The organism is Rhizobium sp. BK275, from assembly GCF_014193555.1.
Lineage (GTDB): Bacteria > Pseudomonadota > Alphaproteobacteria > Rhizobiales > Rhizobiaceae > Rhizobium.
Genome location: NZ_JACHZL010000001.1, coordinates 335,739 through 356,144, shown reverse-complemented (window position 1 = coordinate 356,144; position 20,406 = coordinate 335,739). Strand labels below are relative to the sequence as shown.

Below are 20,406 nucleotides of genomic sequence, written 5' to 3'. Positions count from 1 at the left end.
GTCAAAGCGTGATCCTGATCATCGAATAAGAGTATGGAGGTACGGTGACTTGCACGCCATTGCTAGAGATCGTCGCGCCCTCAACCTTCATCGGGGCAACTGTGTCCGGCGCATCCTTGGTGTTGCGAGCCTCCAGATCATCGTGCTTGATCAGCGTATGCTCGACGCTGCGGGCTTTGCCGAACCCCTCCACAGAAAGATCGATCGTCATGGCCTCCTCACCGTGGCGATTGATCGCAAAGAAGGTCAGCGTACCTGCATCCCCGTCATGAACGCCGGCGATGTCCAGGTAGGAGACACCGGCGGCGATATCGGCGTCGTACCTGGCGCAATCGACATCGAGCCGAAGGGCGGTGCCGCGTCCATAATTCGACGCAAACTGGAATGGAAAGTAGATGGTCTGTCGCCAGGCAGCGCCGCCCGGTGCGGTCATAATCGGCGCAATGACATTAACCAGCTGCGCTATACAGGCGATCCGGACGACGTCCGATCGGCGGATGAAGGTATTGAGTATGCAGCCGACCTGAAGCACATCCTCGAAATTATAGATGTCTTCCAACAGCACGGGCGCATGCGGCCAGTCCCACTCCTTCATTCGCTTGGCATCGCTACGACGCTCATGATACCAGACGTTCCATTCGTCGAATGAGATGCGGACATTCTTCTTGGAGCGCTTCTTCGCCTTCACATAATCGATAACGCCACCGACCGTGCCGATATACCGATCGAGTTTCTCTGGCAGGGCCAGAAACTCCGAGGTCTTCTTCTCGTAGTTCTCGAAATACATATGCAGCGAGATGTAGTCGACCTGATCGTAGGTCTCTTCCAGAACCGTCGCCTCCCACTGGGGGTAGGTCGGCATGTCGGAATGTGAGGAGCCGCAGACGACGAGCTCCAGGCTATCGTCGAAGGCACGCAACGCCTTGGCCGTCTCGTTTGCGAGGTGGCCGTATTCCACTGCGGTCTTGTGCCCAACCTGCCAGGGACCGTCCATCTCATTGCCGAGGCACCAGAGTTTGACGTTCCATGGATCGGCTTGTCCATTTTTGCGACGAAGGTCAGACCAGTAGCTGCCGCCTGGATGGTTGACGTATTCGACGAAATTGCGAGCGTCATCGAGCCCGCGGGATCCGAGATTGACGGCAAGCATCATCTCGGTGCCCGCAGCCTTCGCCCAACCCGCAAATTCGTGAATGCCTACCTGATTGGACTCGGAAGTCCGCCAGGCCAGGTCGAGCCGTGTCGGACGCTCACTTTTTGGGCCGATACCGTCTTCCCAATTGTAAGCCGATACAAAGTTTCCGCCGGGATAGCGGCAGACCGGCGTATCAAGAGCGCGAACCAGTTCAAGGACGTCCTGGCGCATGCCAGACTCGTCGGCTGTTGGGTGCCCGGGCTCGTAGATGCCCGTGTAGACGGCCCGTCCGAGATGTTCAAGGAACGACCCGTACAATCTCTTGTCGATATCGGCTACCGTATAACGCGCGTGCGCTGTGACTCGAGCCTGCATATTCCTCCCCCCATTCATATCAGTTTATTTGGTTTATATCCGTCAAGCGGCATAGTAAGCGCTGAGCATGTGCGTTCGTCAAGAGGGTAACGCAACTTGCTCGGACCTAAAATGCACAAATGCCGCGTGTACCGCTACGCGGCGTTTGCGCCGGCGGCCTGTGGCCGAGATTGCAGGTGAGCACTGCCGAGCCGCTTTCGAACCCAAACAGCGTTGTGGTGAGCGAGTTCCTTTTGGGCCATGAAACCCGCTTCCGGGCAATTCCCAGGGTTCCCAAAAATACCGCCTTGACGCTGCTTCAGCTTTCAGAAATGCTAAGATGTCAGACCAATTTTAAAGGTCGGCTGCCTTAGAAAAGAGCTTGGGGAACCATGAAGGCAAATGGTAGCGACAGGCCGGTGATCCGGCCGCTTCCGGCGATTGACCGCGCCCGTCAAGTGACGGATGCGCTGGCGCATTACGTCGAGGATGCCCGGCTTCAGGCGGGTGACCGGCTGCCGGCGGAGCGCGAATTGATGGCTGCCCTTGCCGTCGGGCGTTCCACCATTCGCGAAGCGATCCGGCATTTCCAGGCGCTTGGCGTGATTGAAACGCGCAAAGGCAGTGGAACTTATCTGCTGAAACCGGTTTCCCGGGACACGGTCCACATGTCGCTGTCGCTCGATACCGCGCATCTGCGTGACGTGTTGCTGCAGACGCTGGAAGTTCGCCGTGGCATCGAATGCGAGGCCGGCATGGTCGCTGCACGGCGGCGCACGGCGAAGGACCTCATGGTCATCGAGGAGAAGCTCGACGAGATGGAGCGGGTGCATATCGCCAAGGGGACGTCCGGGCCGGAGGACTTGGCCTTTCACCTCGCCGTTTACGATGCCACGCACAATCCGCTGTTTCGCCAGCTTCTCGAGCAGATGCGCGAGACCTTCGAACGCTTCTGGACGCACCCTTTCGACCGGCAGGATTTTGCCCGTCGCTCCTTTCCCTTTCACCGCACCCTTTTCAACGCCATCGTCGCCCAAGACACCGAGGCGGCGCGGCGCGAGACACTGAAAATCCTCGACGTGGTCGAGGAAGACATCAAGGAAATGTCCCGATGACTGACGGCCTCGAACCGTTCGACCTTGCTTCGCTGATCACTGCCCATGACGAAGGCAACTTCGCCGAAGCGGTCGTTCCGCCGATCTTCCAGACCTCGCTTTTTACTTTTTCAGATTATGACGACATGATCGCCTCCTATCGCGGCGAGAAGGTACGGCCGATCTATACGCGCGGCCTCAATCCGACCGTGCGCATGTTCGAGGAGATGCTGGCAAAGCTCGAAGGTGCGGAGGATGCGCTGGGTTTTGCAAGCGGCATGGCGGCGATCTCGTCTGCCGTGCTGAGCTTCGTGGAGCCGGGTGACCGTATCGTCGCCGTCAAGCATGTCTATCCTGATGCCTTCCGCCTGTTCGGCACGATCCTGAAGCGCATGAAGGTCGAAGTGACCTATGTCGACGGCCGCGACGAAGAGGCCGTCGCCAAGGCGCTGCCCGGCGCCAAGGTTTTCTACATGGAAAGCCCGACGAGTTGGGTCATGGAAGCCCATGATGTCGGCGGGCTGACCGCACTGGCAAAGAAACACGGCGTCGTCACCATGATCGACAACAGCTGGGCGAGCCCGTTCTTCCAGCGGCCGGTGACGCTTGGCGTCGACCTCGTTATCCATTCGGCCTCCAAATATCTCGGCGGCCACAGCGATGTGGTTGCCGGTGTCGTCGCCGGCTCGAAGGAGATGATCGCCCGCATCAAGGCCGAATCCTATCCTTACCTCGGCGGCAAGCTCTCTCCCTTCGATGCGTGGCTGTTGATCCGCGGTCTGCGCACCCTGCCGATCCGCATGCGGGCGCATGAGACGGCGGCGGTGACGATCGCGCAGCGCCTGCAGGCGCTCGATGTCGTCGAGCAGGTCTGTCATCCGGGCCTTGCCAACCGCTTGCCCAACGGCCTCAGCGGCACGTCGGGTCTCTTCTCCTTTATATTCCGCGAAGGCATCGACATCAGAGCCTTCGCAGATCACCTCAGGCTTTTCAAACTGGGCGTAAGCTGGGGTGGACATGAAAGCCTGATCGTACCGGGCGAGGTGGTGCTGCAGCAAAAGGCACAGCCGAATTCCGCACAAACCTTCGGTATCAGCCCGCGATCTGTGCGCCTTCATATCGGCCTCGAAGGAACCGAGGCCCTGTGGAGGGATATCGAAAAGGCGATAGCCGTCGCCTCATAACCGAAACCTCACAAACAACCAGGAGGGGAACTAAAATGAAAAAGCTTATAATTTCAACGCTCTTCGCCACGATGATGGCAGGCACGGCTTTTGCGGATACGACGCTGAAGCTGGTGGAGGTCATCACCAGTCCGGAGCGTACCGAGACGCTGAAATCGATCGTCGGCAAGTTCGAAGCCGCCAATCCCGGCACCAAGGTCGATATCATCTCGCTGCCATGGAACGAAGCCTTCCAGAAGTTTGCGACCATGGTCTCGGCCGGCGACGTGCCCGACGTGATGGAAATGCCTGATACATGGCTATCGCTTTATGCCAATAACGGCATGCTCGAAAGCCTTGAGCCCTATCTCGCAAAGTGGGAACATACCAAGGAACTGACGCCGCGCGCGCTTGAACTCGGCCGCGACGTCAACAACACGGCCTATATGCTGCCCTACGGCTTCTATCTACGTGCCATGTTCTACAACAAGAAGCTGCTCGCGGAAGCCGGCGTCAAGGAGCCGCCGAAGACGATGGAGGACTTCACCAAGGCGTCGGAAGCCGTCTCCAAGCTCTCGGGCAAATATGGCTACTGCATGCGCGGCGGCCCGGGCGGTCTGAACGGCTGGATGATCTTCGCCGCCTCCATGGCCGGCGACAACACATACTTCAAGGAAGACGGCACCTCGACCATGAACAGCGAAGGCTGGGCAAAGGGCATCGAGTGGATGGTCGATCTCTACAAGAAGGGCTATGCGCCGAAGGACAGCGTCAACTGGGGCTTCAATGAAGTCGTTGCCGGCTTCTATTCCGGCACCTGCGCCTTCCTCGACCAGGACCCGGATGCGCTGATCGCCATTGCCGAACGCATGAAAAAGGACGATTTCGGTGTCATGCCGCTGCCGAAGGGGCCGGCCGGCAAGTCCTATCCGACCATCGGTTACGGCGGGTGGTCGATGTTCACGACGAGCCAGAACAAGGATCTCTCCTGGAAGCTGATCGCCACGCTCGAAGGCCCGGAAGGCAATATCGAGTGGAACAAGAAGATCGGCGCTCTGCCGGCCTATACGGCAGCCGAGAAAGATCCCTTCTACGCTGGTGACCAGTTCAAGGGCTGGTTCGAGGAACTGGCCGACAAGGACACCGTCCCGACGGTCATGCCGACCTATCTCGAGGAATTCGCCTTCTTCAAGGATTCCATGGCGATCAAGACCTCGCAGCAGGCGCTGCTCGGTGACATCTCCGCCAAGGACCTTGCCGACCAGTGGGCCGACTACCTCACCAAGGCTCAGCAGAAGTTCCTCGCCAAGAAGTAAGGCAGGCTACTGAAACGGCGGCGGAATTCTTCCGCCGCCGCTCATTCAACGACAGACGGCGCCCTGAAGCGTCGCGAGGGAAAGCATCGGGTTAATGACCATCACCGCCCATACGCTCGAGTTACGCCATGACCGCCGGCCATGGCTGCGCCGTCTGGCCGATGCCTCGGAGCCTTATCTCTACAGCGCGCCGTCGCTGATCCTGATCATCGCGGTCATGCTGGTGCCGCTGGTGGTCGGCGTTTCTTATGCCTTCCGTGATATCCAGCTTCTCAATCCCTTTTCCGGCGGCTTCGTGGGGTTAGAGCATTTCCGGGAACTTTCGCGCGATAAAGCCTTCTATGGCGCGCTGCGTAACACGCTCTGGTGGACCGGCGCCTCGGTCATCCTGCAGTTCTTCTTCGGTCTTGTCCTCGCCCTTCTGCTGGATAAGCCCTTCTGGGGCAGGGGTGTTATCCAGGCACTGGTCTTCCTGCCCTGGGCCGTGCCGTCCTTTCTTGCCGGGTTGAATTGGGCCTGGCTCTTCAATCCGGTCATCGGGCCGATCCCACATTGGCTCTTTGCGCTCGGGCTGATGAGCGAGCCAGGCAATATCCTCTCAGATCCGCAATATGCGATGTGGGGACCGATCATCGCCAATGTCTGGTGGGGCATTCCGTTCTTCGCCATCACGCTGCTCGCCGCCCTGCAGGCAATTCCGCGCGATCTCTATGAGGCGGCCTCCATCGACGGTGCGGGCTGGTTCCAGCGCTTCTGGTCGATCACCCTGCCGTTCCTGGCGCCGACGATCGCCATCACCGTGATGCTGCGTACCGTCTGGATTTCGAACTTCGCCGACCTGATCGTCGTCATGACCGGTGGCGGGCCGGCGGATCGTACCCAGATCGTTGCGAGCTACATCTTCACCCAGGCCTTCAGGCGCCTCGATTTCGGCTATGCCTCGGCGATCGCGCTGGTGCTGCTGGTCCTGCTTCTGGCCTACTCCATGCTGATCATCCTGCTGCGGCAGAGCCTGCTTGCCAAGGATTGAGCCATGAGACGAGCCGTTCTTCCCATCATCGCGCACCGTCTGGCGATCCTCGTCTATGTCGTTTTCGCGCTTTTCCCGCTCTTCTGGCTCTTGAAGGTTTCGGTCACGCCGAACGACCTGCTTTATACGGAGGGCGTGCGTATGTGGCCGTCGCGGACCACATGGGAGCACTACAGCTTCGTGCTGGAGCACAGCGCCTTCCCGACCTTCTTCAAGAACAGCCTGATCGTGTCGGCTGCGACGGCGGTGGCGGTGACGATCTGCGCCTCGCTCTCCGGCTATGCGCTGTCGCGCTTCAGCTTCCGGGCGAAATATTGGATCATCGCGCTGATGCTGCTGACCCAGATGTTTCCGCTCGTCATGCTGGTGGCGCCGATCTTCAAGATCCTGTCGCCGCTGCACCTGACGAACAGCCTGACGGGCCTCGTCATCGTTTACACCGCCTTCAACGTGCCTTTCGCGACCTTCCTCATGCAGTCCTTCTTCGACGGCATTCCGAAGGATCTGGAAGAGGCGGCGATGATCGATGGCGCCACCCAGTTCACGGCCTTCCGGCAGATCATCCTGCCGCTGACGCTGCCAGGCATAGCGGCGACCCTCGGCTTCGTCTTCACGGCGGCCTGGAGCGAGCTGCTCTTCGCGCTGATGCTGATCAACGGCAATGATGCCGCGACCTTCCCGGTCGGCCTTCTTACTTTCGTCTCCAAATTTTCCGTGGATTTCGGGCAGATGATGGCAGCGGGCATCATGGCGCTCATTCCTGCCGGTCTCTTCTTCCTGCTCATCCAGCGGTATCTCGTCCAGGGCCTGACGGCCGGCGCGGTCAAGGGTTAGTTACATGGCATCGATCGATATCAAGAATATCCAGAAATCCTATGGTCATTTCTCGGTGCTGCACGGCGTCGACCTGGAGATCAAGGACGGCGAATTCGTCGTGCTGGTCGGCCCGTCCGGCTGCGGCAAGTCCACTTTGCTGCGCATGATCGCAGGCCTTGAGGAGGTCACAGCTGGCGAGATCCGCATCGCCGGCAACCGTGTCAACGAGCTGCATCCGAAGGACCGCGACATCGCCATGGTGTTCCAGTCCTATGCGCTTTATCCGCACATGAACGTCGCCGGCAATATGAGCTACAGTCTGAAGCTCAGGAAGACGGCGAAGGAGAAGATCGCCGGTGCGGTGGCGAGTGCCGCCTCCAAACTCGGCCTCGACCCGCTGCTGGAGCGCCGACCGAAGGCACTGTCAGGCGGCCAGCGTCAGCGCGTCGCCATGGGCCGTGCCATCGTGCGCCAGCCGAAAGCCTTCTTGTTCGACGAGCCGCTCTCGAACCTCGATGCGCGCCTGCGTGAGCAGATGCGTGCCGAAATCAAGAAACTGCATGGCGACCTCAAGGCAACCTCGATCTACGTGACCCACGACCAGATCGAGGCGATGACGCTGGCGGACCGGATCGTCGCCATGCATGGCGGGGTCGTGCAACAGGTCGGCAGCCCTCTGGAGCTCTACGACCGGCCCGCCAATCTCTTCGTCGCCGGTTTCATCGGCTCTCCCGGTATGAATTTCCTGGATGCAAATTACGATGCCGGTGGGGTGAAGCTGAAGGACGGCACGAACGTGCCTCTCAACAGATCGCTGCCTTTGTCGAACGGCGAGAAGGTGACGCTCGGCATCCGACCGGAACATGTCGTCATGACGAATGACGGAGCCGGAATTGCCGCCGATGTCGAGCTCGTCGAGCCGACGGGCTTCGGCATCATCCTGCATCTTTCGCTGCATGGCCTGCCGTTCAAGATCTTCACGCTCGATCGCGAGACGCTGAGCGCGGGACCAAAGGTCAACGTCGCCTTTCCGGCCAAGCACCTGCATGTGTTCAACGGCGAGGGCAACCGCGTCGATTGAACGGAAGGCGATAGAATGCAACGGTCGCTTTCGGCATACTGCCTTCATTGGGAATCGAGGGGCACGATATGCTTGTTGCACAGATATCCGATATCCATGCCGGACCGGACAGTCCATCGCTGCTCGTATTCGAAAGGGCGATCGATTGGCTGAAGGCATTCCGGCCCGATGCGCTCGTCCTGACCGGAGATCTGGTGGATGACGGATGGCGGGAGGGCTATCGCCGCATTGCGCAAAGCCTGCGGTCGCTGGATTTTCCTGTCTGTCTGTTGCCGGGCAATGGCGATGATCAATCCGTGATGCGGGGCGAACTTGCCGGGATCGGCAGCTGGGCCGGCACATTCATCCCGATGCACTTCCATGCAGCTCTCACTGATGTGACCCTTGTTGGTGTCGATGTAACGATAGCCGGACAAAGCTATGGTGACATCCTGCCGCATCTGCCGTGGCTAGGAAGCACACTTGCCGATGCGGCGACACCCGTCCTCGTCTTCATGCATCAGCCACCGTTCGAGATCGGCATAGAGGTGCTGGATCAGGTCGGATGCAGGAATGGTGACGCACTTCTTGAGCTTTTGAAAGCGGTGGAACGTCCACCACTTGGCATTCTCTGCGGCCATGTTCACCGGCCCGTTCTCAGCAGAACGGGATCGATCGTCCTTCAGACATGCGGTTCGCTTTGTCCGCCCAATCCGCTGCTGCTGGGAGATCGGGGCGATCTTCCCGTTCTCGACGCCTCCTCCTTTCTGGTGCACGAGGTCGGGAACGACCGGCTGTTGTCGCATATTGTGTCGATGCGGTCGCTCGCCGAGGGTGGATGAGTTGGATTGAGCGGTGAATGCCGGCCCGCTGCCGGCGGAAAGAGCTTTCATCACAGAGCTTTCGGACGCTATATCATCAGATGATGATCATGCTGGAAGGGATATTATGACAGGTACCGTTCTCGACCGTTTTCTCCGCTATGTCGTCATCGACACCCAATCCGATCCCGCCTCATCCACGCAGCCGACCACCGAGAAACAGAAGGATCTCGGCCGGGTTCTGGTTGCGGAGCTCCTGGAGATCGGCCTTTCGGATGCGCATCTCGATGAGCACGGCTATGTCTATGCGACCATTCCGGCAAATACCGATAAGAAGGTGCCGGTCATCTGTTTCTGCTCGCATATGGACACTGCACCTGACTTCACCGGCAAGAACGTCAAGCCGCAGATGGTGAAGAACTATGCCGGCGGGGATATCCAGCTTCCCGGCGATCCGAGCCGGGTGATCCGTGTCTCCGAGCATCCGCAGCTGAAGAACCAGATCGGCAACGACATCATCACCACGGATGGTACGACCCTGCTCGGCGCCGACGACAAGGCGGGGCTGGCGGAAATCATTGCCGCGGCAAAGATCCTCGTCGACAATCCGGAGATCAGGCACGGGACGATCAAGATCCTTTTTACGCCTGATGAGGAAGTCGGCCGAGGCGTCAACAAGGTCGATCTGAAGAAGCTCGGCGCCGATTACGCCTATACGATGGATGGCGAGACCGCCGGCCATATCGAGGACGAGACCTTCTCGGCCGACAGCGTCGATATCGTCATTGCCGGCGTCGCCATCCATCCGGGTTTTGCCAAGAACCGGATGGAAAATTCCATCAAGATCGCCGGCGCCATCATCGACCGGCTGCCGAAGGATATCGCGCCGGAGACAACCGAGGGAAAGCAAGGCTTCATTCATCCGACGGGTGTCGCCGGCTCGATGGAAAAGGCAGCGATCAGCCTCATCATTCGCGATTTCACCGACGAAGGCCTTACCGAAAAGGAGACCATGCTCGAAGCGATCGTCAAGGATGTGATGAAGTCCTATCCAGGCTCGACCTATCGCTTTGAGGTGAAGGAGCAGTACCGCAATATGAAGGTGGTGCTCGACCGTCACCCTGAGATCGTCGAGAACGCCGTCGAGGCGGTGCGCAAGGTGGGGATGACACCGGTGCGTGGCAGCATCCGCGGGGGCACGGATGGTTCACGTCTCTCCTTCATGGGCCTGCCATGCCCGAATATCTTTGCCGGAGGCCATGCCTTCCACTCGCCGCTCGAATGGATCAGCCGCCAGGATATGGAAAAGGCTGTCGGGACGATCGTGGAGCTTGCGAAGATCTGGGAAGAGCGCGCCTAGCGCCGTGAATCTAAGTGTCGGCCCGAAAATCGATTCCGATTTCCGGGCCGATGCTGTGGCGCTTTTCATTCTTCCGGGATCAGCTGCCGTTTGCCGGAATGCTTCCGCGCAGCATCACATTGTCATAGGCGGGGCGAGGTGTCGGAATCGCAATCGGCATTCCGGGCTCCGGCTCGATCGACGTCACTGGCTCAATGACCGGTATCGGTTGTGTGCTCGCCGTCGCCATGGGATCGGGAGCTGGAATCGGCACCGGAACGGCTGACGGGATCAGCACCTCGAACTGTGGCGGCAGCATGCTTTCGCCGGGTACATAGTTCATTGCGACTTCGTAAGAAGGCAGGGGCGGCGGGGTCTCGAGCGCGCCGTCTTCATCACGCTTCTCGTAAAAGGCGTTGCCGCCTGCAACCGTCACATAATGCATGTTATTGTAGGGGAACTTCAACCCCGCGGTGTGGAAGAACATTGCGTCCTTCACTGCGGGATGGCGCTCGCCGCTCAGGATCGCATCAGCCGCGGTCGCAAGCTCGGGCTCTGCCTGCGATTTGACCTCGCGAGTCATAACGCCTGGCGCAAACTGCCTTTTCTGGGCCACGACGCCGCAGATGGAGTCGGCATAGGCGCCGGAGGTCAGGCGGTTCATGACGACGCTGCCGACGGCCATATAGCCGGCCTCATCCGAATGCTCGGATTCGAAATACATCGCCCGTTTCAGGCAGTCGCGATCCTTGGTGGTGTAATTGAAAGTGACCTTTGCCGGTTGAAACTGTTTCGGTTTGGCTTTGACCGGCGCTGTCGCCGGTTTCGGTGTCGTCGTGCAGCTCGCGGCTGCCAGTCCTACGAATAAAATCCCGACCAGGGATTTTCCAAAGGAAATCTCCGCCCTCAACGCCAGGTGCCTCCTATTGGAATTAGTCCAGCCCTTTTCGATTCAGCGAAAACGTTTTACCCGGCATGTGACAAAAATACAAACAACCGGAGATAACAAAAAATCCAATGGGTTCCCGCCGGAATACGATTCTGGCGGGAACCGGTGCTGCGATGATATCAGCCTCGGAAGAGCTTCCAGCGTGTCGGCTTGAAGGCGACACGCGTGCGGTCCAGCCGGTCGGCTTCGCTCGGCGGAAGCTCGATTTCGATATGCGGGCGGTCCTTGCCGATATCGAGCTCGATATGGCGGGTGCCCGCGACACGGCGGCTGGCAACCGGCTGGCCGGCAATGCAGTTCTCCGCCGATTCGCAGAGCCTGACATCATGAGGACGGAAATAGAGCTGGGCGGCGCCATCGGCCTCATCCTCGGCGTTGAGGCCCAGCGAACGGCCTTCGAAGTGAATATCGCCGCCGGCGACCTCCACCTGCAGGCAGTTCGACTGGCCGACGAAGCCGAAGACGAAGGGCGAATTGGGACTGTCATAGACCTGGTCCGGCGTGCCGACCTGCTCGATCGCACCCTGGCTCATGACGACGACGCGATCGGCAAGCTCCATCGCTTCGTCCTGATCATGGGTAACGAAGACGGTGGTATGGCCGGTACGATCATGGATTTCACGCAGCCACTTGCGCAGATCCTTGCGAACCTGTGCATCAAGCGCACCGAAGGGCTCGTCGAGCAGCAGAACGTTCGGCTCGACCGCCATGGCGCGGGCGAGCGCCACGCGCTGCCGCTGGCCGCCGGAAAGTTGTGCCGGATAACGCTTTTCAAGACCCGAGAGCTGCACGAGATCGAGCAGTTCCAGCGCCCGTTTGCGAATCTCCGCCTTCGGCGGACGGCGGGATGAATTACGCACTTTCAGGCCGAAGGAGACGTTGTCGAGCACCGTCATATGGCGGAACAGCGCATAATGCTGGAACACGAAGCCGATATTGCGCTGCTGGACCGTCTTCCTCGACGCGTCTTCGTCACCGAAGAAGATCTGGCCTTCGGTCGGGCTTTCGAGGCCGGCGATGAGGCGCAGCAACGTGGTCTTGCCGGAGCCGGAGGGACCGAGCAATGCAATCAGTTCGCCGGAGCGGATGTCGAGCGAGACATCGTGCAGTGCCGGAAAGCGATCGAATTCCTTGCGTAGGTTCTGGACGCGTACTTCCATTCTATTTCCTTCAGTGCCGCCGGCTGGCGGCGATTTCGGCGCTATAGCGCATTTCCAGCAGCGTCTTCAAAACAAGCGTGACAAGGGCAAGCAAGGCCAGAAGCGAAGCGACCGCAAAGGCCCCGGTGAAATTATATTCGTTGTAGAGGATTTCCACCTGTAACGGCATCGTGTTGGTCTGGCCGCGAATATGGCCCGACACGACCGACACGGCACCGAATTCACCCATGGCGCGGGCATTGCAGAGCAGCACGCCGTAGAGCAGGCCCCATTTGATGTTCGGCAGCGTGACGTGCCAGAAGGCTTGCCAGCCGCTGGCACCGAGCGAAAGGGCGGCCTCCTCGTCCTGCGTTCCCTGTTCCTGCATGAGCGGAATGAGCTCGCGCGCGACAAAGGGGAAGGTGACGAACATGGTGGCGAGGATCAGTCCTGGCGCTGCAAACAGGATCTTGATGTCGTTGGCGCTCAGCCACTGGCCGAGCCAGGTGTTGGCCCCGAAGAGCAGCACGAAGACGAGGCCCGAAATGACCGGCGAAACCGAGAAGGGCAGGTCGATCAGCGTCGTCAGGAACGCCTTGCCCTTGAATTCGAACTTGGCGACGGCCCAGGCGGCGGCGACGCCGAAGGTCAGGTTCAACGGCACGCTGATGCCGGCGACGATCAGCGTCAGGCGGATCGCCGAGAAGGTTTCGGCATCCTGAAGCGATGTGAAAAATGAGCCGGCACCCTTGCGGAAGGCCTCGACGAAAACCGCCGCCAGCGGCAGAAGCAGGATCAAAAGCAGGAAGACGAGCGAGATGGCGACCAGCGTGACGCGGGCGACCTTGCTTTCGGTGACCGCCGAATGGAGCTTGTGCGGCTCGGTCGATTGGATGGTATCAGACGCCATAACCGTACCTCCGTCTGCTCCAGCTCTGGATGAGATTGATGACGAGCAACATCGCGAAGGAGATGATCAGCATGATCGCCGCAATGCCCGTCGCAGCCGCATAATTGTACTCTTCGAGCTTGATGACGATCAGCAGCGGGGCGATTTCCGATTTGAACGGCAGGTTGCCGGCGATGAAAATGACCGAACCATATTCGCCGACGGCGCGGGCAAAGGCGAGCGCAAAGCCCGTCAGTACCGCCGGGGCAAGGCCCGGCAGCAGTACGCGCGCGATGGTCTGGAAGCGGTTGGCGCCAAGCGTGGCGGCGGCTTCCTCTACTTCCTTGTCGATCTCTTCCATGACCGGCTGGACCGTTCGCACGATGAAGGGCAGGCCGACGAAGATGAGGGCAACGACGATACCGGCAGGCGTGAAGGCGATCTTGATGCCGAGCGGCGTCAAGAATTGCCCGACCCAGCCGTTCGGAGCGTAGAGAGTGGTCAGTGCTATGCCGGCGACGGCCGTCGGCAGGGCGAAGGGCAGGTCCACCATGGCGTCGATAATGCGTTTGCCGGGAAACCGGTAACGCACCAGAACCCAGGCAAGGATGACGCCGAAGACGACATTGAGACAGGCAGCGATGAACGCACAGCCGAAGCTGATGCGCAGCGCGCTCAATGTCCGCTGGTCGAATGCAATGCCGAAGAACTTCTCCCAGCCGAGTGCGCTCGACCGCCAGGCAAGGCCGGACAGGGGAATGAGGACGATAAGGGTAAGCCAGATCAAGGTAAGGCCGAGCGCCAGTCCGAAACCCGGAATGACGCTCGGCCGCTTGAACCGCCACCGTGTGGGGTTATGTGCGCTCATAAGATCTATTATTGGGCCGGCTTGTAGATCTGGTCAAATACGCCGCTGTCGCCGAAGAATTTCGGCTGTGCATCCTTCCAGCCGCCGAAGTCATCGATCGTCGCGAGCGTCAGCTTCGGGAAGCGGGCAATATCGGCCGGATCGGCTGCTTCCGGCTTGATCGGGCGGTAATAGTGCTTCGCCGCGATCTTCTGGCCCTCATCCGAATAAAGGTAACTCAGATAGGCTTCTGCGACCTTGCGGGTGCCTTTCTTGTCGACGTTACCGTCGACGATTGCGACCGGCGGATCGGCGCGGATCGAGAAGGATGGGGTCACGATCTCGAACTGGTCGGGACCGAGCTCTTCGAGCGAGAGATAGGCTTCGTTTTCCCAGGCGAGCAGTACGTCGCCGAGCCCGCGCTGGACGAAAGTGGTCGTCGCGCCACGTGCGCCGCTGTCGAGAACCGGAACGTGCTGCAGGAGCTTGGTGACGTAATCTTGTGCCTTGGCTTCGTCGCCGCCGTTCGCCTGCTTGGCCCATGCCCAGGCGGCAAGGAAGTTCCAGCGGGCGCCGCCTGAAGTCTTCGGGTTCGGCGTGATGACCTGCACGTCGTCCTTGATCAGGTCGTTCCAATCCTTGATGCCCTTGGGGTTGCCCTTGCGCACGAGGAAGACGATCGTCGACGTGTAGGGGGTTGAATTGTTAGGGAGCCTGGTCTTCCAGTCGGCTGGAATCTTGCCTGTCGCCTTGGCAATGGCGTTGATGTCGCCTTCGAGGGCCAGCGTCACGACATCGGCATCGAGACCGTCGATGACCGATCGCGCCTGGGCGCCGGAACCACCGTGAGAGGCCTGGATCGTTACGGCTTCGCCAGTGTCGGTCTTCCACTTTGCAGCGAAGGCGGCGTTGAAATCCTTATACAATTCGCGCGTCGGATCATAGGATACGTTGAGAAGCGTCTGGTCGGCGAATGCGGGCGCGACGCTGCCAATCGCAAAGCTGCCTGCCATGACCGCGGCCGCGATGAGCCGGGTGAGCCTTGAAGTCTGCATGGGGAACCCTCCGTGATTATGCGCTAAACTCTATCAACTAAGTCGTATAATGAAACGAAGATTGTTCCGGTTCCGGGGACCAACCTTAGAAAGCCATCCCATTTTCAGCGGGTGATTGCGAACGGGATGTGCTGACAGTCGGCCGCGGCCAATTGTGGCGCCGCGCCGCGCCGTGTTTTTTCTGCCACAGTTTGACCGCCAAAGTGACATTGGCGTGTCGATTTTCAGCCTTCTTTTGCAGCGCCGACGTTTTCGAGTGCCTACATGGACTTCCGGTCGTTGGGATTCGGCGACCGGCGGCAGGGGTGCCCTTGAAGCACTGCTTGCCTTCTTCAAACCGTAAAAGGTCTTTCTGATGTCTATTAAAACTATCCTCCTTGGCTCTGTTGCCGCCCTTGCAGCGGTTTCCGGAGCACATGCAGCCGACGCTATCGTCGCCGCCGAGCCGGAGCCCGTAGAATATGTTCGCGTTTGCGACGCCTACGGGACTGGCTACTTCTACATCCCTGGCACCGAAACCTGCCTGAAAATCGAAGGCTACATCCGTTTCCAACTTAACGCCGGCGAGAATCCCGGCGCCTCCGCAACCAACCCGAACGATTCCGACTGGGATGCCGTTACCCGTGGTCAGGTCACCTTCCAGACCAAGAACGACACCGAGTACGGCACGCTGACCGGCGTTATCACGCTGCGTACCAACGCTGACAACGCTACCAACCAGACGACGACGCTCGACGAAGGTTACATCGACATCGCCGGCTTCCGCGTTGGTAAGCAGTACAGCTGGTGGGATGACGATCTGAGCGGCGAGACGGACACGCTCTCGAGCAACGAGACGAACCACAACTCGATCCGCTATCAGTATGAGACCGACCGCTTCGCAGCCGGTATCTCGATCGACGAACTTGAAGAAGCCTACGACGAGAAGCCGGGCGAAGGTCCAAACAACTTCGGCGTTGCAGCCCAGGTTTCCTTCAAGAGCGGCGCATTCAGCGGTTACCTGCTCGGTGGTTACGACAGCGACAACGAAGAAGGCGCTATCCGCGCAATCTTGTACGCCGACATCGGCCCCGGCACCCTCGGCCTCGCTGGCATCTGGGCCAGCGGTGCTAACTACTACTATGAACAGTCCGAGTGGACGGTTGCTGCCGAATACAAGATGAAGCTCACCGACAAGTGGGCCGTTATCCCGGCCTTCCAGTACTTTGACAAGATCGATCTCGATGCTAATGGTGACTTCACCGGCGGCAGTGCTTATACCACCGGCGTCACCGTCGACTACCAGATCGCTGAAAATCTGCGCAGCAAGCTCAGCGTTCAGTATTACGACGAAGAAGACGGCGACGACGAAACCTCCGGTTTCCTGCGTCTTCAGCGCGACTTCTAATAAAAAGGGGCCGAAGCGGCCTCTTTGTTTCGATTTGCTTTCCCCCCGCTACGGCGGGGAGAAGGTCGAAAGCGCGAAGTGAATTTTTCCTCACTCGCGCGAATCCGCGATGAAATCCGAATAGAATTCATCGACGTTTCTGGCTTTGCGCATGGCCGCAAGGACACCTTCCGACTGAAGCCTGCGGGCGATGGCGGCAAGCACGTTCAGATATTCCCCACGATTGTTTTCCCCGAAGAGCAGTACGAAGGCGATGTCCGTCGGGATATCGTCGATCGCATCGAAATCCAGCGGCTGGGCGAAACGGATCAAGAGACCCCGCGGGCTCGTCATGCCGTCGATAGCCGCATGCGGAACGGCAATGCCGTTGCCGATGCCGGTAGAGCCGAGCTTCTCGCGGGATTCGAGCGCTTTCAGCACGGTCTGGCCGTCAATTTCGAAAGCCTTGCCGGCCTTTTCGGAGATCGCCTGCAACGCGCGCCATTTGGTCGTCACCGACAGGCCGATGAAGGTGTGCTCCGGCCGGATGATGTTGGAGAGGTTCATTTCAGTCTCGATGCTGTTTCGACTTGTATCAGTCAGGCTCGCGGAGCCGATAGCCGACGCCGGTCTCGGTGGTGATATAGTGTGGCTGGTCGGGAATCTGCTCGACCTTTTGCCGCAGCTGGCGCACATAGACGCGCAGATACTGCACGTCCGCCGCCGGACCCCATACCTGCTTCAGAAGAAACTGATGTGTCAGAACCTTGCCGGCATGCTGGGCGAGCACGCGCAGGATGTCGTATTCCTTCGGCGACAGCTTGATCTCACTGCCGTCAATCTTGACGATGCGCTTGACGAGATCGATCGACAGGCCACCTGTCTGGAAAACCGCCTTTTCTCCCTGCTGTTGCAGCCGATGGCGGATTGCCACGCGGATTCGTGCGCCGAGCTCGTTAATACCGAAGGGCTTGGTCACATAGTCGTCGGCACCGATTTCCAGCGCCTTGACGATGCCGGCTTCGTCGGTGCGGCTCGACAGGATGACGACGGGCATGGTGAGCCCATCCTCGCGCCATTCCTGCAAAAGGTCATGGCCCGGAATATCGGGAAGACCGAGATCGAGCACGATGAGATCGGGTTGGTCGTCCTTGACGGACTGGCGGGCAGCACCGGCATTCGGCGCTTCATGGACTTCGTAGCCCTGTGCGGTAAGGCCGACGCGTAAAAGCTTGCGGATCGGGGGCTCGTCGTCGACGACGAGAATCTTGACGGCTGAACCGGTCATTTGAGTTCATCCAGTTTGGGAATGTTATTCGGTTTCGGAAGGCGGATGGTGAAGACGGCCCCGGACCGGTCGGTCCGGTTGCCGGCGGTGATCGTTCCGCCCATCGCCTCGATGAAGCCCCGGCATATGGAAAGGCCGAGGCCAGTGCCGGCGCGGACCTGATCGCCCTTGCGCACGCGGTAGAAGGTGTCGAAGACACGGGTGAGGTCTGCAGGGGGAATGCCCGGGCCTTCGTCGGAGACCTGTACGACGACATGATCGGCATCCGCCCAACCCTCGATGCGGATGACCGAACCCTCGGGCGCGTATTTTGCGGCATTGTCCAGCAGGTTGAAGAGGACCTGCTCGAAGAGCACGGGATCGACGCGGACCATGGGCAGGTCTGCGGGGATCGTCATTTCCGTTCTGTGACGGTCGAGAATCTTGGCAGCGCGGCGCAGCGCGCTGCCGGCGATGTCGCCGGCATAGTGCAGCGCATAGTTCGGCTCCATGGCACCGGATTCGATCTTCGTCATGTCAAGCAGGTTGGCGATGAAGCGGTTGAGGCGCTCGGATTCATCGACGACGGTCGAGAGAAGGTCGGTGCGGTCCTCCGCGGTCATGGAATCGAAATAGTCGCGCAGCGTGCCGGACGCGCCGAGGATCGCCGCAAGCGGCGTCTTCAGATCATGCGAAATCGAGGTCAGCAGGGCCGAACGCAAGCGATCTGCCTCCGCCGCAAGTTTGGCGCGATCGACATCGGCGACGAGCTGGACGCGCTCGATGGCGAGTGCTGCCTGATCCGCCAGGGCGTCCAGAAGACGTTGCTGCTCGGGCGTCAGCAGCGGGCCGTCGCGACGGTCGCTGTCCAGTCCGATGACGCCGACGGCCGTGCGGCCGGTGCGCAGCGGCACATAGAGACGCTTGGCGCCCGGCAGCGTATCGGCGCCGCGTCCGGCGGCGTGATTATGCTCCCAGGCCCAGCGGGCGGCGGCAATATCGGCATCGTCGAGCGTATCGTCAGGCGGATAGCCGGCCTTGACCGCGATGGAGCCTTCTTCCGGAAGGAGCAAAACGACGCGCACCTTGAGCATGGAGGCAAGCTGAAAGGCGGTCGCCCAGAGAACGTCATCCAGTGTGCCGGTACCGGCGAGCTTCTTGGAAAAGAGATAGAGGTCTTCGGTCGTTCGCGCCCTTTGACGAGCCGCTGCCGCCTGACGCTGCACCGTTGCCGTGAGATTTGAGGCGATAATGGCGACGCCGAGGAAAAAGAACAGCGCCAGCACACTTTCGGGGTCGCTGATCGTCAGCGTGTAGCGTGGCGGCAGGAAAAAGAAGTTGAAGGAGAGAGCGCTGAGGATACAGGCATAGAGTGCCGGCCTCAGCCCGTGGATGACCGCTGACGTCAGAACCGCCATCAGGAAAACGAGCGCCAGGTTGCGCACGTCGAGCACCTGATCGAGCACCACGCTGACAGCCAGCGCGATCGCGACATAGGCTGTCGAGACGATATAGGCCCTGAAATTCAGCGCCGGGGCGCTCGGGGCCGCCTTGACGCCGCGCTGCGAAGCCATGTCCTTCTCGTTTCCGGAAATGACATGAACGCTGATGTCGCCGGCCTGGCGGATTAGCTCGTCGGTCGTTGAGCGGCTCCACCACCATTCGCGCCATGTCGGCTTCCTCGGTGCGCCGATGACGATGTGGGTGACATTGTTGGCAGTGGCGTGGCGCACCAGTTCCTCGGTCACCTCACGGCCAGGAATGGTGATCGCCTCGCCGCCGAGCTGTTCGGCCAGCCGGAGCGTGGCGGCGATCGTATCGCGCTGCGTTTCCGAGAGATTGATGGAGCGGTTGGTCTCGACATAGACGGCAGCCCAGGGCGCGCGCAGGCGCGCAGCCATGCGTGAGGCGTAACGGACGAGCGAGGCGCAGCGGGGATGGTCGTCGATCGACACCAGCACGCGCTCGCCGGCAGCCCATGGGCCGGAAATGGCATGCGCCTGCATATGGGTCAGCAGCTGGTCGTCGACCCGCTGGGCGGTCTTTCGCAGTGCAAGTTCGCGCAATGCCGTCAGGTTGCCGGGGGTGAAATAGTTGGTCAGCGCCCGCTCGGCGGTCTTTGCCACATAGACCTTGCCATCGTGAAGACGCCTGATGAGGTCGTCGGGCGTCAGGTCGATGATCTCGATATCGTCGGCCATGTCGATCACGGAATCCGGTACCGTCTCACGCACCCGGATGCGAGTGATCTGCGAAACGACGTCGTTCAGGCTTTCGACATGCTGGATGTTCAGCGTCGAATAGACGTCGATGCCCCGGTCAAGCAGCTCCTTGACGTCGAGATAGCGCTTCGGATGGCGGCTGCCCTCGGCATTGGTATGGGCAAGCTCGTCGACAAGAACAAGGTCGGGCTTGCGGGCAAGGATGGCATCAAGGTCCATCTCTTCGAGCGACTGGCCGCGATAGGCGACTTTGATGCGAGGGATGATTTCAAAACCTGCGAGCAGCGCCTCGGTTTCCTTGCGGCCGTGGGTCTCGACAACGCCGATAACGACATCGAAGCCGTCGGCCATCTTGGCGCGGCCGGAGACGAGCATTTCATAGGTCTTGCCGACGCCCGGTGCAGCGCCGAGGAAGATCTTGAGGCGCCCCCGCGACTCCGCCCGGGCCTTTTCAAGGAGCGCATCGGGCGAGGGCCTGCCGGCCTGGTCGCGGTTGTCGTCTGGCATGCGGTTCGGTCTTTCTTCACGAGCGAGCCCCGGCCCG

General features: G+C 60.1%; 18 protein-coding genes. 9 read left to right on the top strand and 9 right to left on the bottom strand.

Features of this window, described 5'->3' with window-relative positions:
* Position 1 precedes the first annotated feature (1 nt).
* A complete protein-coding gene (locus FHT82_RS01595) occupies positions 2-1,510 on the bottom strand; it encodes an alpha-N-arabinofuranosidase (RefSeq protein WP_183725681.1) in 1,509 nt (502 codons plus the stop codon).
* A gap of 371 nt (positions 1,511-1,881) precedes the next feature.
* Here FHT82_RS01595 and FHT82_RS01590 point away from each other — a divergent pair, with 371 nt between their 5' ends.
* The 8 genes from FHT82_RS01590 (at position 1,882) to pepT (ending at position 10,149) form a co-directional block, all read left to right on the top strand.
* The gene (locus FHT82_RS01590; RefSeq protein ID WP_183725679.1) at positions 1,882-2,604 is read left to right on the top strand and encodes a FadR/GntR family transcriptional regulator; all 723 of its coding nucleotides are present in this window, start codon (positions 1,882-1,884) and stop codon (positions 2,602-2,604) included.
* On the top strand, positions 2,601-3,767 hold the full coding sequence (locus tag FHT82_RS01585; RefSeq protein ID WP_183725677.1) for a PLP-dependent transferase: 1,167 nt from the start codon (positions 2,601-2,603) through the stop codon (positions 3,765-3,767). Before FHT82_RS01590 ends, FHT82_RS01585 begins: the two co-directional genes overlap by 4 nt.
* Positions 3,768-3,802: 35 nt before the next feature.
* Entirely contained in the window at positions 3,803-5,062 is a 1,260-nt protein-coding gene (locus tag FHT82_RS01580; RefSeq protein WP_183725675.1) for a sugar ABC transporter substrate-binding protein, read from the top strand.
* A gap of 94 nt (positions 5,063-5,156) precedes the next feature.
* Positions 5,157-6,092, top strand: coding sequence for a sugar ABC transporter permease (locus FHT82_RS01575; RefSeq protein ID WP_183725673.1), 936 nt, complete (start codon positions 5,157-5,159; stop codon positions 6,090-6,092).
* A 3-nt stretch (positions 6,093-6,095) separates the two neighbouring features.
* Positions 6,096-6,926: a carbohydrate ABC transporter permease gene (locus tag FHT82_RS01570; protein ID WP_183725671.1), complete on the top strand. Its 831-nt coding sequence runs from the start codon at positions 6,096-6,098 to the stop codon at positions 6,924-6,926.
* A gap of 4 nt (positions 6,927-6,930) precedes the next feature.
* A complete protein-coding gene (gene ugpC, locus FHT82_RS01565) occupies positions 6,931-7,989 on the top strand; it encodes a sn-glycerol-3-phosphate ABC transporter ATP-binding protein UgpC (protein WP_183725669.1) in 1,059 nt (352 codons plus the stop codon).
* 68 nt (positions 7,990-8,057) lie between these two features.
* On the top strand, positions 8,058-8,810 hold the full coding sequence (locus FHT82_RS01560) for a metallophosphoesterase (protein ID WP_183725667.1): 753 nt from the start codon (positions 8,058-8,060) through the stop codon (positions 8,808-8,810).
* A gap of 106 nt (positions 8,811-8,916) precedes the next feature.
* Positions 8,917-10,149, top strand: a complete 1,233-nt coding sequence (pepT, locus tag FHT82_RS01555; RefSeq protein WP_183725665.1) for a peptidase T — start codon at positions 8,917-8,919, stop codon at positions 10,147-10,149.
* Positions 10,150-10,228: 79 nt separating this feature from the next.
* Here pepT and FHT82_RS01550 read toward each other — a convergent pair whose 3' ends face one another.
* From FHT82_RS01550 to FHT82_RS01530, 5 genes are all read right to left on the bottom strand, one after another.
* Entirely contained in the window at positions 10,229-11,038 is an 810-nt protein-coding gene (locus FHT82_RS01550; protein ID WP_183725663.1) for a cell wall hydrolase, read from the bottom strand.
* 158 nt (positions 11,039-11,196) lie between these two features.
* Positions 11,197-12,237 carry a sulfate/molybdate ABC transporter ATP-binding protein gene (locus FHT82_RS01545; RefSeq protein WP_183725661.1) on the bottom strand — a complete coding sequence of 347 codons (1,041 nt, stop codon included), beginning with the start codon at positions 12,235-12,237 and terminating at the stop codon, positions 11,197-11,199.
* Between the two features lie 10 nt (positions 12,238-12,247).
* Positions 12,248-13,126, bottom strand: coding sequence for a sulfate ABC transporter permease subunit CysW (gene cysW, locus FHT82_RS01540; RefSeq protein ID WP_183725659.1), 879 nt, complete (start codon positions 13,124-13,126; stop codon positions 12,248-12,250).
* Entirely contained in the window at positions 13,116-13,973 is an 858-nt protein-coding gene (gene cysT, locus FHT82_RS01535) for a sulfate ABC transporter permease subunit CysT (RefSeq protein ID WP_183725657.1), read from the bottom strand. Before cysT ends, cysW begins: the two co-directional genes overlap by 11 nt.
* A gap of 8 nt (positions 13,974-13,981) precedes the next feature.
* On the bottom strand, positions 13,982-15,007 hold the full coding sequence (locus FHT82_RS01530; protein ID WP_183725655.1) for a sulfate ABC transporter substrate-binding protein: 1,026 nt from the start codon (positions 15,005-15,007) through the stop codon (positions 13,982-13,984).
* A 355-nt stretch (positions 15,008-15,362) separates the two neighbouring features.
* Here FHT82_RS01530 and FHT82_RS01525 point away from each other — a divergent pair, with 355 nt between their 5' ends.
* Complete coding sequence (locus tag FHT82_RS01525) at positions 15,363-16,394, top strand: porin (protein WP_183725653.1); 1,032 nt, start codon at positions 15,363-15,365, stop codon at positions 16,392-16,394.
* A gap of 90 nt (positions 16,395-16,484) precedes the next feature.
* On the opposite strand, the gene FHT82_RS01520 is transcribed toward FHT82_RS01525, so the two are convergent.
* From FHT82_RS01520 to FHT82_RS01510, 3 genes are read right to left on the bottom strand one after another with little or no spacing between them, the layout of a single operon-like run.
* Positions 16,485-16,940 (bottom strand): PTS sugar transporter subunit IIA, encoded by a 456-nt coding sequence (locus FHT82_RS01520; RefSeq protein ID WP_183725651.1) that lies wholly within the window; start codon positions 16,938-16,940, stop codon positions 16,485-16,487.
* 28 nt (positions 16,941-16,968) lie between these two features.
* The gene (locus tag FHT82_RS01515) at positions 16,969-17,661 is read right to left on the bottom strand and encodes a response regulator transcription factor (protein ID WP_183725649.1); all 693 of its coding nucleotides are present in this window, start codon (positions 17,659-17,661) and stop codon (positions 16,969-16,971) included.
* On the bottom strand, positions 17,658-20,369 hold the full coding sequence (locus FHT82_RS01510; RefSeq protein WP_183725648.1) for a sensor histidine kinase KdpD: 2,712 nt from the start codon (positions 20,367-20,369) through the stop codon (positions 17,658-17,660). Before FHT82_RS01510 ends, FHT82_RS01515 begins: the two co-directional genes overlap by 4 nt.
* Between the last annotated feature and the right edge of the window lie 37 nt (positions 20,370-20,406).